Source organism: Microcoleus sp. bin48.metabat.b7b8b9.023, assembly GCF_013299185.1.
Taxonomy (GTDB): domain Bacteria; phylum Cyanobacteriota; class Cyanobacteriia; order Cyanobacteriales; family Microcoleaceae; genus Microcoleus.
In genome coordinates this window covers 1-13,528 of sequence record NZ_JAAFKG010000026.1, presented here as the reverse complement: position 1 = coordinate 13,528, position 13,528 = coordinate 1, and the positions used below count along the sequence as shown (strand labels likewise).

General features: G+C 46.4%; 10 protein-coding genes and 2 pseudogenes. 6 read left to right on the top strand and 6 right to left on the bottom strand.

All coding sequences use genetic code 11. From position 1 onward, the window contains the following. Window positions 1-210 precede the first annotated feature (210 nt). The gene (locus tag QZW82_RS16115) at window positions 211-1,932 is read left to right on the top strand and encodes a S8 family serine peptidase (protein WP_293149832.1); all 1,722 of its coding nucleotides are present in this window, start codon (window positions 211-213) and stop codon (window positions 1,930-1,932) included. A gap of 169 nt (window positions 1,933-2,101) precedes the next feature. Here the strand turns inward: QZW82_RS16115 and QZW82_RS16110 are convergent, their stop codons facing one another. Both QZW82_RS16110 and QZW82_RS16105 read right to left on the bottom strand, forming a co-directional pair. Beyond that, window positions 2,102-4,060, bottom strand: a complete 1,959-nt coding sequence (locus QZW82_RS16110; protein ID WP_293149830.1) for a cation:proton antiporter — start codon at window positions 4,058-4,060, stop codon at window positions 2,102-2,104. Window positions 4,061-4,771: 711 nt separating this feature from the next. Next, window positions 4,772-6,040 (bottom strand): GH25 family lysozyme, encoded by a 1,269-nt coding sequence (locus QZW82_RS16105; protein ID WP_293149828.1) that lies wholly within the window; start codon window positions 6,038-6,040, stop codon window positions 4,772-4,774. A gap of 111 nt (window positions 6,041-6,151) precedes the next feature. On the opposite strand from QZW82_RS16105, the gene QZW82_RS16100 reads away from it, so the two are divergent. Beyond that, window positions 6,152-6,646, top strand: a complete 495-nt coding sequence (locus QZW82_RS16100) for a DUF427 domain-containing protein (protein ID WP_293149827.1) — start codon at window positions 6,152-6,154, stop codon at window positions 6,644-6,646. Here QZW82_RS16100 and QZW82_RS16095 read toward each other — a convergent pair. After that, on the bottom strand, window positions 6,577-6,969 hold the full coding sequence (locus tag QZW82_RS16095) for a hypothetical protein (RefSeq protein WP_293149825.1): 393 nt from the start codon (window positions 6,967-6,969) through the stop codon (window positions 6,577-6,579). The genes QZW82_RS16100 and QZW82_RS16095 overlap by 70 nt on opposite strands. Before the next feature lie 317 nt (window positions 6,970-7,286). Between QZW82_RS16095 and QZW82_RS16090 the strand changes: the two genes are divergently transcribed. Both QZW82_RS16090 and QZW82_RS16085 read left to right on the top strand, forming a co-directional pair. Further along, entirely contained in the window at window positions 7,287-8,405 is a 1,119-nt protein-coding gene (locus QZW82_RS16090) for a GGDEF domain-containing protein (RefSeq protein ID WP_293149823.1), read from the top strand. Between the two features lie 33 nt (window positions 8,406-8,438). Then, window positions 8,439-9,365, top strand: a complete 927-nt coding sequence (locus tag QZW82_RS16085) for a hypothetical protein (protein ID WP_293149821.1) — start codon at window positions 8,439-8,441, stop codon at window positions 9,363-9,365. Window positions 9,366-9,658: 293 nt separating this feature from the next. Here QZW82_RS16085 and QZW82_RS16080 read toward each other — a convergent pair whose 3' ends face one another. Then, on the bottom strand, window positions 9,659-10,675 hold the full coding sequence (locus QZW82_RS16080) for a methyltransferase domain-containing protein (protein WP_293149819.1): 1,017 nt from the start codon (window positions 10,673-10,675) through the stop codon (window positions 9,659-9,661). Window positions 10,676-11,191: 516 nt separating this feature from the next. On the opposite strand from QZW82_RS16080, the gene trxB reads away from it, so the two are divergent. Then, window positions 11,192-12,562, top strand: a complete 1,371-nt coding sequence (trxB, locus tag QZW82_RS16075) for a thioredoxin-disulfide reductase (protein WP_293149817.1) — start codon at window positions 11,192-11,194, stop codon at window positions 12,560-12,562. A gap of 215 nt (window positions 12,563-12,777) precedes the next feature. Here trxB and QZW82_RS16070 read toward each other — a convergent pair whose 3' ends face one another. Next, window positions 12,778-13,029 carry a hypothetical protein gene (locus QZW82_RS16070; RefSeq protein ID WP_293149815.1) on the bottom strand — a complete coding sequence of 84 codons (252 nt, stop codon included), beginning with the start codon at window positions 13,027-13,029 and terminating at the stop codon, window positions 12,778-12,780. Between the two features lie 34 nt (window positions 13,030-13,063). On the opposite strand from QZW82_RS16070, the pseudogene QZW82_RS16065 reads away from it, so the two are divergent. Next, a pseudogene (locus QZW82_RS16065) lies at window positions 13,064-13,336 on the top strand (helix-turn-helix domain-containing protein); the annotation flags it as partial. A 14-nt stretch (window positions 13,337-13,350) separates the two neighbouring features. Here QZW82_RS16065 and QZW82_RS32265 read toward each other — a convergent pair. Next, window positions 13,351-13,528: pseudogene (locus QZW82_RS32265) on the bottom strand (RNA-guided endonuclease TnpB family protein); the annotation flags it as partial.

The window sequence follows — 13,528 nt, the reverse complement described above, 5'->3', positions numbered from 1 at the left end:
ATCGGAAACAATCTTTATTCGACCGTCGGCGCAGGCCGACTTTGTTTGTGTAGGCGCGGTTTCAACCGCCGACTTATCTCTTTGCACTTTCTCGCAATCAATCTTGCACCTCATACCTCATCAACTCTGCGGGTATAACTAATCCTTTTTCCATCCGAGTTGCTTAAGATTTAACTAACGAATCAATCTAAATATCTGAGGTTTTAAATTATGTTAGACATCACAGCCAATTCCAACGATCGCCCTTATTTCAGTCAACAGCCAAATGCGATCGCCCGATCGGCATTTCCGGCTAACAGCGACTTGCTCAACAGAGCGATCGATCCATTAAATATTTCTGGTTGCAGTCCCGAATCTAACTCGACTAATCTCACAGCATCCAGCATCTACCCACAGACACAGATCGCAGATTTTATTTTAGCTGGTGCGGGCGAGGGACTCAATTTCTCTGCGGGCGATCGAGTTACTGGCGATGTCCCCGATACTCAACTCCAGCCGCTGTCACAATCGGCGAATCCAAACACAGAGCCGCTAACAGGAACAGTCTCTGCTTCTCAGTTGAATTTCGCCGATCCAGGTAACTCTATTTCGACAGCTCGTAATGTTGTTGGCGTTGAGAACGGTAGCATCAACTTAACTGATTTTGTCGGCACAGGCGATGCCAATGATTTCTACCGATTTGATATCAACACTAAAAGCAATTTTAACCTGCGTCTCGACGGTTTGACAAGGGATGCTGACGTAAGGTTGATTCAAGATAGAAACCGCAACGGTATTTTGGATTCTGGTGAAAGAATTGGCTCCTCTATTGAGAGTGGCACCGTCCCAGATGCGATCAATATACCCAATTTGGCTCCTGGGACATACTATGTCCAAGTTTATAGCTTCTTAGGCGACTCTACCAATTACAACCTGACTCTTTCTGCAACATCTGTGCCTGTACCGCAACCTTTTGCAACACCTAGCGGTTTTTATAGTACCGACTACGGCTACGGTTTGGTGAATGCAAACGCAGCAGTTTCCCGCACCTTGAACCGCTCAAATCCTTTCCCTGCTCTTCCCGATTTGGGCGGGACTAATTGGGCGCTAGATGTCATAAATGCACCGGAAGTTTGGAATCAGAACATTACAGGAAATGGCATTGTTGTAGCTGTCGTGGATAGCGGTGTTGACTACAACCATCCCGACTTGGATGGCAATATTTGGCGGAACCCCGGTGAAATTGCCGGTAATGGCATCGATGACGATCGCAACGGATTTATTGACGATATTCGGGGTTGGGATTTTGTGTCTGGCGACAACAACCCAATGGATCTGGATTTCAACGGCCACGGGACTCACATAGCAGGTGCGATCGCGGCGGAACGAAATAACTTTGGCATCACAGGAGTTGCGCCCAATGCAAAGATTATGCCTGTCAGAGTGTTACCTTTCTTTGGTGGTGGCTCGCCGAATAATGTTGCTAGTGGAATCCGTTATGCTGCTGATAATGGCGCAAATGTCATTAACCTCAGCTTGGGAAGTAATTCTAACCCTTCCGACGCGGTTAATGACGCAATTCAATATGCAAATAACAAAGGCTCTGTTGTGGTTATGGCAGCCGGAAACTTGGGTGATATCCAACCAGCTTATCCAGCTCGTAATGCCAATCGCTGGGGAATTTCTGCGGGCAGTATTGATATCAGGGGCATCATGGATAGCACCTCGAACCGCGCGGGTTTCACACCTTTAGATTACTTGGTTGCTCCGGGAGTAGAGATAGTTTCTACCACTCCTGGTAACGATTACGAACTCCAAACTGGCACGTCTTTTGCAGCGCCACAGGTAGCTGGTGTAGCGGCTTTAGTTTTGAATGCGAATCCGACTTTAACTCCGTCTCAAGTTGAGTACATTTTGACGACAACAGCTAATCGAAATGGGTTGGTCGGATAGTATTTTATCAGTTGACAGTTGACAGCTACCCATAGCCGTCGATAGAATAGGATTGGAGTAATGAATCATTTTGTTGGATTTCCCCCTCAACGGGGAGGCTTCAGACTCAATTTTCAGTCGTGAAGTGTGATGGGACGATCGACTGTCAACTATCATAAAATTCTTCCCCTTACCGGGAAACGGGCGGCTGCAAAACTTCTGCCTCCTTCTCGATTATAACTTCCTCCAAAACATTCTCTAAAACAGGAGCAGGAATCGGCACTTCTTCAACTACCTGATGCTTTTCCAAAGTCAAGCGAGAGTTGGACGAACCGGACAATCTTTTTAACAATTTCGGTGTAGGATCGTAGAGCAAATAAATAATGCGATCGCCCGCTTGCCAAATCTCTGTCGCCGATACTACTTGTAAATATCCTTGTCTTTCCAGCAGCAGCGGCGCCAACTCCCCGGCTTGCACCAAAGCTTGCAAGTGAGCAATCTGAAATTGCAATCCCTCGCTGTTTAACTCGGTTTCCCCTAATTTTACTTCGCTGTCGGTCAAATATTCGTTCCAATCCTTCAGCGACAAATCCGAGACAAAGGCTTGATTGATTTTACTATTATTTGCAGGCGCATTTGCTTGCGGGTCTTTGGGGAATAATGCCAAAACCCTTGGCGGTGAAAACTCCTCGGCTGCTCGCTGAGCTAACACTAAGTTTACCTCGCCGTTGTTAGTCATTGCCAAAAATGTTCCCATCGAATCGAGTCCGGCTTCTTCTAACACGCTATGGTCGAGAGCGCTGCTCAAAAACACTCGCAAACCTTCTCTTTCTGCTTGCGCGCAAGCTTCCGGATTGGTGTCGATAATTGCCACAGATTCTCCGCGTTCTTGAAATAAGCGAGCAATTAATCTGCTTAAAGGATTTGACCCGACAATTGCTGCACCTGTTGCTGATTTTGATGTGACTCCTAACAGTTGAGCTATCCATCCCGCCGTCAGCCCTTGCACGAAAACTGTCATGATAATTGTCAGGAAAACTAAGGCTTTAATTGAGTCGCCACCATTGATGCCGCGCTGGGTGAGCAAAATTGCAAATAAAGAGGCGATCGACGCTGAGACAATTCCCCTCGGCGCTACCCAGCAAGCAAATAATTTTTGTCGCCAGTTCAGCCCGCTGTTCCAAGTGCACAGCCACACATTGATCGGCCGCACTACCCACATTAAGGCTAAAACTGTAAACAAACTTCCCCAACCGAGGGCGACTACACTAGCGAGGGATAAATCAGCCGCCAGCAACACGAACAGCACGGAAATGGCAAGGACTGTGAGTTGACCTTTGAACCTCCTCAGCAGCCTTTCTTCCGGCACAGCAGCCGCTCTGAGGACGATGCCGGAGAGGACTGTTGCCATCAGTCCTGATTCGCTGCGGAGTTCTTCTGATAAGCCGAACAATCCCCACAAACCTGCTAAAACTACTAGGTTTTTCAAGTCTTCTGAGAGAAATTGCGATCGCTTGAGAATGAATCCCAGCAGCCAACCTCCGGCAACTCCGACGACTGCGCCAACTAAAAGCCGCACGATTAAATCTCGAAACAAGACCAATAAATCAGCATTACCGTTTAAGATAATATTCAGTACCAATACCGCCAGAATTGCTCCGACGGGATCGATTAAAACACCTTCTGCTTCTAGCAAAGCGGCGACTTGTTTGTCAACGGATACTTGTTTGAGCAAAGGGCCGATGACTGTCGGGCCTGTGACGACTACTAGGGAAGCATACAGAAATGCGATCGGCCAGGGAAATTCCCCCAACCAGTGTGCTGCCATTCCGCCGCCAATGAGCGTAATTAAAGTGCCGAAAGTAACTAAATTGCGGATGCTGCCGGAAACTTTGCCTAAATCTCGCAATTCCAAATTCAAGCCGCCTTCAAACAGAATTAAGGCTACTGAAAGAGACACCATAACTTCTAAACCGCTGCCCAACAGATTGGGGTGCAACAGTCCGAGGCAATCCGGGCCTGCTAAAATACCGAATAGCAGCAAAAATACGATCGCCGGAACTTTCAGATAAGCGGCCAGAACTTGAGCGCTGATACCACAGGTGACGGTCATGACCATCAACAGGGTGATGTTAAAGGGGATTTCCATAGATATGATTGTTACAGGCTGCCCGATCGGTTTTAAAATTTAAAAGATTTAAAAGTGCGATCGGGGGTGATTTGATTGCAGGCGCTATACTTGACGCTGGCACAAACTCGCCACTGCCCTGGATTTTTGTGAATAAAATTAAAAAACGTTGATATTGGCTATAACTTTATCAGATAATTCTCTTACCGTCAAAGATGAGAGTAAGCTGTAGCGCCTAGATTGTCTGTTATGTTCGAGGGGGAGAGAGGGAGAGGGGGAGAGGGGGAGAAGGGGAGAAGGGGAGAAGGGGAGATTTGATGTCGAGTTAATTCTCAAAGAAACTTCTTGCACTCATTCGGAAACTATCTTGAAATACATCTGCGTTACATCGTCGGTTGCATCGGGTGCAGGGAGCATCTCATTTTTGTAAAAAGCATTTTTTCTTTGAGTGCTGTCCCCGCTCGCGAGCTGTACAATACTCGCGAGCGGGGACAGCACTATAATAAATGCAAAACTGAGATGCTCCCTCGGGTGCATCTGGCGCAAGGCAAATATATCCGTAGGGGCGAAGCATGAGCTCCGTGAATATGGGATTATAACTAATAACTTATATGCGGTCATGCGAGAGCCCTCTTCAAAAGTGAGATTCATCCGATTGCATCTGCCTAAAATCTGCGATTGACCAAATTTCAGAACAATAAAACCAGATTCATCTGTGGAATTAATCTCAAATCATTTGGCATTCTGCCATCGGCGCAGAAACTCCGATAGAGTTGCTGGCGAGACTTGTTTTTCCAGCCAATCTAAAGCCTGGTTTTGATTGGGTGCAGCGCGATAAAATTTGCAGGCATCTATCAGCCGAATCGGAGAATTTGGGACAGTCGATTGAGCGCGCCACTTTTGTGCAAACTCGGCAATAACAGCCGGCGAAATTTGTTTTTGCAGCCAATCTAAAGCTTGGTCTTGTTCTGCCAAACCGCGATAAAATTTGCTGACATCTATCAATCGCAAATTAGTGTCGCCCGGTGTGGCAGTTGTCCGCCACTTTTGACCAAATTCCCCTAAAACAGAGGTAGAAACTTGACTTTGCAGCCAAATCAAGGCAGTATCTTGAGCAGCACTAGCTTGGTAAGCTGAGAATAACTCAGTCAGCCGCGCGGCTGGTACTGGAATTGGTGTCGGAGTTGGTTTGGGAGTGGGTGTCGGCGCTGGAGGGGGAACAATTACTTTGGGAGATTTTCTCATCAACGCAGCCCAGGTTTTGATGCCTGCCATGCCGTCTGCATTGAGGCCTTGAGATTTTTGAAACGAGATGAGGGCGGCTGTGGTAGAGGTTCCAAATTTGCCATCCATCGCGCCTTGATAGAAACCTTTACTTCTTAATTGCTTCTGGATGTCTGCAACTTTATAATTTAGGGCGCCTTCTCGGACGCTTTCAAAAATATTGGCATCTACATTGCCCGAGACACCCGACACAGTGCTAGTGTCGCTGTACTGCCAAAAAGTCCAAGTCTTCCAGCCACCGGGTACCCAAGGTTCCTCGGCACTGGTATAGTGGGCAATCCACAGCGGGTAATCTGCCAACCGCTGTGTCCCGAGGTTGTCCCAGAAACCGGGGTAAGTGTAGATAATTGGTCGCATTGAGGTGGCTTTTTCCACGGCTTCGAGCCAAGTTGTCGCGCGATCGCACAATTCGTCCCCACTCAAACCGCCTGTAGTTTCCACATCCAAGACTGGTGGCAAATCCCCCGCTTCGAGTTTGACAGTTTTCAAGAACAAATCTATTTGTCCTTGAACGCTGCTTTCCGGTCGAAAAAAGTGATATGCACCGCGTTGAATCCCCGCAGCTTTCATTCCCCCCCAATTCCGGGCGAAAGTTTGGGAAACTAATGTTGCACCTTCCGTCGATTTGACAAATGCGAACAGAATGCCTCCCTTGGCAACGGCTTGCCAATTTACGTTGGGCTGGTAGTCGGAAACATCTATACCGCGAATGCTCATATGATGGAGAGCTGAAGAAAGCTGGATTTGTGTGAAGAAGCGACTAGATTAAGGCTACATTAAATTGTAATGCTAAGTTGCTAATTGTTTTTTGTAGGGGAGATTGTACAAGTGAACCTCGATCGCATAGAGCCAGGCCCCGGTCAAGAGTCGGTTTGGGATTACCCGCGCCCCCCTCGTCTTGAGGAATCGACCAAACACGTACAGATTATTTTTAACGGAATGACGATCGCCGATACGCGCCGCCCGTTTCGGGTATTGGAGACAAGTCACCCTCCAGCCTACTATATCTCTCCCGAGGACATCCAAATGGAATATTTGCATAAAACTTCACGGGGATCTTGGTGCGAGTGGAAGGGACAAGCGGGTTATTACACTGTGACGGTAGGGTCGAAGGAAGTTGTAAATGCTGCTTGGTTTTATCCTTATCCCAATCAGGTTTTTGCAGCTATTAAAGATTATGTGGCTTTTTATCCGAGCCAGATGGATGCTTGTTATGTGGACGGGGAATTAGTGGAATCTCAACCAGGAGATTTTTACGGAGGTTGGATTACCAAAGATATTGTCGGCCCTTTTAAGGGAGGAATCGGAACTTGGGGTTGGTGAGTTTGACAGTTGACAGTTGACAGTTGACAGTTGACAGTTTGAGAGTTGACAGTTGACAGTTTGAGAGTTGACAGTTGACAGTTGACAGTTGACAGTTTGAGAGTTGACAGTTGAGAGTTGACAGTTGAGAGTTTGAGAGTGATCTCTACCCTTAAGTCCGAGGATTGGAGTAATGAATAGTCTGATTTTAATTTCTCCCGAAAAACGTTCCGGCTTTCAACCAATTCTTTCTGGTAATTGTGAAATTGCTGGGTTTCTCGCCACCCTTCGCGGTTTTGGGTTTTGATTTGAGGAATGGCAAAGAAACCGCGTTTTTTACGCACAACTTAGTTACGAGTTCGTCTCGGCTTAAAAACTGATTTTGTTGAGTTAGTCTGCGCCATACATGAGTTAAGGGCGGGCGCAGAAACCTTTTCTTGCGCGACAACAAGCCAACAAGAAAAAAATCAAGAATACTATAAGTCTATTATTAAGCGAGGATGAACCAATGCAATCCACACTGCCGAAGCTAACGAATCAGCCCCTCCTCAAACAAACACTGTAGTCAAGAATACAGCCAATGCTAATAAATAAATGTTAAAATAATTCAAGAGCTGACACTAGATTTGTTGCTGCTGTATTGTTCATTCGGATATGCGCTGTGTCTGTGGAATTTATCGCGCCATCTAACTTCCCTGAAAAACCACCTGAAAATTTAACTTTAGAGTCTACTCTTAAGGATCTGGCTGTCTTTAATTTTCAAATTGAAGCTTCATCCCTAGCCAAAGACGTAGCTCGGTTGTTTCAATCTCACCCCCTGCTTCCGGGAGTTATCTTGACCGTAAATGGAGAATTTTTAGGAATGATATCGCGCAGGCGATTTATGGAAAGGATGAGTCGCCCATACGGAGTAGATATATTTGCTTGCAGACCAATTCTGGCTTTGTATCAAATAGCTCAAACCGATACTTTAATTTTACCAGAAGTAGCCTTAATTGTCATGGCTGCTCAGCGAGCCGTGCAGCGGCCGCCGGAACTACTTTACGAGCCGATTGTTGTGCAGTTAGCACCTCAAGTTTACCGACTGTTAGACGTGCATCAAGTATTGGTAGCTTTAGCTCAAATTCACCAACAAGCTACTTGGTATATTAGCGAGCTTTATTACAATTTATCGGTAATACAATCTGAACTAGAAGCAGCTAATTCTCAATTAAAAACAGCTAATTCCGAATTGTATCGCCTTGCTAACTCCGATGGCTTAACTTTGGTAGCAAACCGCCGCTGTTTTAACGAATATTTAGATAAAACATGGCAGAAATTGGGAGAAGAAACAGCAGAAATATCTTTGATATTATGTGATATTGACTTTTTTAAGAAATACAACGATAGTTACGGACATCAGGCGGGAGATGCTTGTTTGCAGCAGGTAGCACAAACAATTGTTGAGGCGGTAAATGACTCGGCAGGCGAAGTTTCGGAGGAAATGCTGGTGGCTCGTTACGGAGGTGAAGAATTTGCGGTAATTTTGCCTCGAACTTCGCCAAAGATTGCTGTCTCGATTGCAGAGCACATTCGAGTCTCGGTGAAAAAAATGGCAATTGAAAATATTAACTCGCCAGTATCCCCTTGTGTTACACTAAGTTTGGGGGTAGCGAGTACGGTTCCTCGACCGACAACTTCAAAAAAAGATTTGATTGCAGCAGCCGATCGTTCGCTTTATCAAGCTAAAGACGCAGGGCGCGATCGGGTAATTTTAGATTCTATCAAATTAAATAAGTAGAAGAGTTTGATTGAGGTGAGGAACTTTTAGCTTATGGAATTGCAAAAATGGCAAAAATTGAGTGACGAACAAAGATATCGCTACGCGGAGGAATTGGCAGCACATCTACCTCAGTCAGTAATTTTTAGAGGTTTACGACTTTACTCTTATGGTGGCGGCCAACTCTCTGTTGCCATTTTTGAGTACGGAGGAGCTTTATTTTCTTTGATTCCAGGGGGTGAAGTCCAACTCGGATACGAAGCCGACAATTTTTGCCCGACTGACGAGCAAATTGAATCATTTCAGCGTAGTGCTGAGGTGTATGAGATCGATCGAGATATCTACTCTTACCTACAAAGCGTCACTACACCTCCTAGAAAGGTGACAATTTCCCCCATGCTCGTAGAAATTCAACCCACAAAAATCGGTCTTGAGGCAATTAGTTCCGAGTCACTTAAAATTCAGAATTTATTAAAAGAGTTTCCAGACAGAGCGAGGATGATATGTAACAGTACATACGGATTCGATCGCGCAGAGGATGGCGCGGTTGCTGCTTGGGAAATTACGAGCAAAACGCAAGAAGAACTCGCGACTGAATTGGCGACTGAAGGACTGCGCTTGCTAACTTTCGACGAATGGGAGTATGCTTGCGGTGGCGGAAGTCCCACTCTATTTCGCTGGGGAGACTTAAATCCTAGCGATCGCTACCCAACTGACAAGGCAGCCGACTGGAAACTCCACTTGCAGCCCAACTTTTTCGGACTTCATATCGCTCAAAATCCTTACGATTGCGAGATAATTAGCGACAAACATACAGTCAGAGGCGGAGACGGTGGATGCTCTATTTGCGGTGGGCTGGGCTCTTTTTTTGGTTGGTTGCCACTAGCAACTGCCTACTGGGATCCCGATGCACTTGAGTGGTTGGATGAAGACATTAGCGGCCATTTGATGCGTCGAGTAATTCCATTGCCATACCAGTAGAAGACTATTTACTTCTTCCCTCTTCTTCCTTCGCGTTCTTCGCGTCTTCGCGGTTAGACGATCGAACCCCAGTCTGGTGCGTCGCTAGGGGATAAAAGCTTTGTTGGCAAGAACTTTGGTAGCGACGCACCCTACGTTAACTCGATCGTCCCCAGACTAAACCAATACCGTTTACTTAAGCTCACCCTGGGGGTAAAACCCTATGAAAAATAGATACGGAGATTGCTTTCATAAAAGATCGCTTTCGCTAACGTTCCTCTCTTCGGAGCATCTTAAGTCAACCGTATTGCAGCCTAAACAGACTCACGCCAAGCACGTTCGGCCGTCCAGTGCCTGTCCGAAGATTCGTAAATTCTCAACCCATCCAACCCAGCATTTCGGATCATCTCCTCAACTTCACCCAATGTAAAAGCAGCTTGTAGAGAATCGCTGAACAATTGTTTCTGATGCGAGTTGCAATCTCCCGCATACATCTGAACTAAATTATCCCTAATTTCCACTGTTTCGGGCCGGAGTAAATCCCGCAAAAATATTGCTCCGTTCGGTTTTAACACCCGGCGGACTTCTTGTAAAAACGGCAGCGGATCGGGCAAATGGTGGATAATGCTATTGGAAATCACCATGTCAAAACTATTGTCGGGATAGGGCATGGCTTTAGCATCGATTAATTCGAGACTGATTTGCGATCGCACTCCGGCCTTTTCCACATTCTGCGCTGCAACTTTCAGCATATTTGCCGACAAGTCAATGCAGGTCAATTTCCATTCCGGCCGCAGTTGAGTGAGGGCGATCGGAATTCGCGCCGTACCCGTCCCCGCGTCCAAAACGTTTCCAAAAACCGGCCCTAAAGCAGCCGCACTCTTGGCAAACGCAGCATTAACCTCAGTAAAGTCCATCGAATCGTATTCGATCGCCTCTTCCCAAGAATCCATCACCTCCGGTTCCAAAACTCGCTGCATAAAATGTATCTCACGATCTGGGATTTCTATATAGGGGCTGAGTTTCGCCTGCAAAAGCTCTACTAACTCCGGTTCCATATATCTGTAATTATCGGGGATTTGGAGGCAGATAACTTCCTTGTCCTTAATACTGTCGGGAAATTTGCTGCGAAGTCGATCGCCATGCTTCTTTTCCATCACAAATATTAGATCTGCCCAGCCAATCAAACCTTCAGTTACTCTAATTCTCGCACCTTTTTCCGTTCCAGCCGATCGCGCGCTGTACCCGCTAATTTTCTCGCAGATCTTCTCGGCCGTTAAACTCCGCCACTTATTCTGGCTGCACACAAACAATATCTTTGTTCGATCCATTTTATCTGCGTTAATCCGCGTACATCTGCGGTTAAAAATCTCAATTCCATTGCTCCGACCCACCTTGCATATCATAGATGCGGTAGTTTGTCAAATTTGCCAAAATTTCCGTTACAATTATTAACCTATAAAATGCCTGTTTTGCACAAAAACTTGTATTTTTAATATTGGCAGAGTTCGTTTATTTGACGATTTTAAAGAGTTTCAGGCGATAAAAGCAAAAATAGTCATAGCACCCCTTGAGTATTAAAATTCTATAATAGCTCAAACGGCGCAAATTCGTCAAGCAAATGAGAATGGAATCAATAGTGAAGGATAGTAATTTTGGGGATTTTTGGAGATTGATTGAACATTTAAAACAAAATTACTTTTCCCATTGTTTTTACTTATAAAAATAGCCTCAGTTGTGCCGATCGCCCTCAACCGCTCAACAATAGAGATAAGCTCGATCGAACTTTCCCCATCTCTGTTATAATTGAAATTAAACGAAGTCGTTATGAGTTCAAGTAAGCAGCTATGACTGAACAAGCCGTAGAAAACCTAGTAATTATCGGCTCAGGCCCCGCAGGCTACACAGCAGCCATCTACGCCGGGAGAGCCAACCTGAAGCCAGTCGTTTTTGAAGGCTACCAAGCCGGAGGCATCCCGGGCGGTCAACTGATGACCACGACAGAAGTCGAAAACTTCCCCGGCTTTCCCGAAGGCATCACCGGGCCGCAACTGATGGATCGGATGAAAGCTCAAGCAGTTCGTTGGGGTGCCGAGTTATATACAGAAGATGTAACTTATGTCGATCTAACCAAGCGGCCGTTTACAGTGCGATCGGAAGACAGGGAAATCAAAACCCACACCATAGTAATTGCCACAGGCGCGACTGCTAAAAGATTGGGTTTGCCGAGCGAACACATATTTTGGAGTCACGGGATTTCTGCCTGTGCGATTTGCGACGGCGCCACCCCAATTTTTAAAGGAGTAGATTTAGCTGTCATCGGGGCGGGGGACACCGCAGCGGAAGAATCTATTTATCTGACAAAATACGGATCTCACGTCCATATGTTGGTGCGGCGCGATCAGATGCGTGCTAGCAAAGCCATGCAAGACCGAGTGCTGAGCAATCCTAAAATTACCGTGCACTGGAACACCGAAGCTGTGGATGTTTTGGGAGTGCCGGGGAGCAAGATGGATGGGTTGAGAATTAGAAATATTGAGACCGACGCCGAGAGCGATTTGTTGGTGAAGGGTTTGTTTTACGCGATCGGTCACACTCCCAACACTCAGCTTTTCCAAGGTCAGCTAGAACTCGACGAACTAAACTATATCGCCACGAAACACGGTTCGGTGGAAACCAGCGTCGATGGAGTGTATGCTGTCGGGGACGTGCAAGACCACGAGTTTCGTCAAGCCATCACTGCGGCGGGTAGCGGCTGCATGGGGGCGATGCTGGCAGAAAGGTGGCTGTCATCGAACGGCTTGACTCAGGAATTCCATCAAACCGAGGAATCGCAGCAAGCACCAGCGACACCGGAAGCTCCAAAAGTCCGCAAAACTAGCGAGAACTTTGATATTAACGACACCCGCCACGAAGGAGGTTATGCTCTGCGGAAGTTGTTCCACGATAGCGATCGACTGATTGTAGTTAAATACTCGGCTCCGAGTTGCGGCCCTTGCCACAGTCTCAAACCGATTTTGAGCAAAGTAATAGATGAGTTCGATGGCAAAATTCACTACGTGGAAATCGACATCGAAGAAGATCCCGAAATTGCTGAAAATGCTGGCGTGATTGGTACGCCGACAATTCAGTATTTCAAAGACAAAGGTTTGGTGACTGAGCTCAAGGGAGTTAAGCCGAAAAGCCAGTATCGCGAGTTAATTGCCAGCAATTTGTAAGCTCGCGTCTGTAGGGGATGGCTGCGATCGGATTAGTTGGTAGTGAGGACTTCAGTCCGCGCTTTTGGAAGGACTAAAGTCCTCGCTGCGATCGGATTAGGAATGAAAAATCAATAACTTGCACAATTACAGCCCAGAAGCCTTGATGCGAGGTAGAGTATTCCTCAAATTAGTCACCTTATTTATTTTTCATTCCTTAGTTGGTAGTGAGGACTTCAGTCCGCGCTTTTGGAAGGACTAAAGTCCTGACTGCGAACCAGACCGATCACCTCCGATCGATGTTTGATAAAATTAGATTGGCGCTCGTCACGCAAAAACCTGGTTGATGGTGATGTTTTCGGAGCGTCCATAAAAGCCAGCTCGCGGAACTTTGGCGATCGCATGACCGAAGAAATGGGATACAAGCCCCGCACTTCCAGGGCGGCTTTGGTTCGGATATCTTCGTTGATGATTCTGAATAAATGCAATCCTATTTATTCAGACTAGAGTTATAATGGTGCAATGTTGAATCTAACCTACGAGTACAAGCTCATTCCTACCGACGCGCAACGCGAAACTTTCGACCAGTGGCTGACGATTTGCCGCAAGGTCTACAATTTGGCGTTGAGGGAAAGGAAGGATTGGGTCAATTCTCGTAAGTGTGAGATCAGCTCATGCAGCATCAGGCAAGAATATATTATTCCCGCCGATGCGCCTAGACCGACTTTTGCTCGTCAGTGTAAAACGTTGGCTGAGGCAAAGAAGTCGATTCCTGAATTGAAGCTTCCCCATAGCTGGTAAAAGTATAGTCATTTATAGACATGAGAGGCTTCGAGTCCCTCCCCCTTCGCTTTTACTTTGAGCGGATTAACCCGCCTCGGCTGAACTACACAGCTCCCTATCCCATCGCTAAAAGCATTTGGGATTGCTTTTCTGAGGATGTTATAAGAACCATTAACATCGGAATTAATTAATTGACCGATTGAT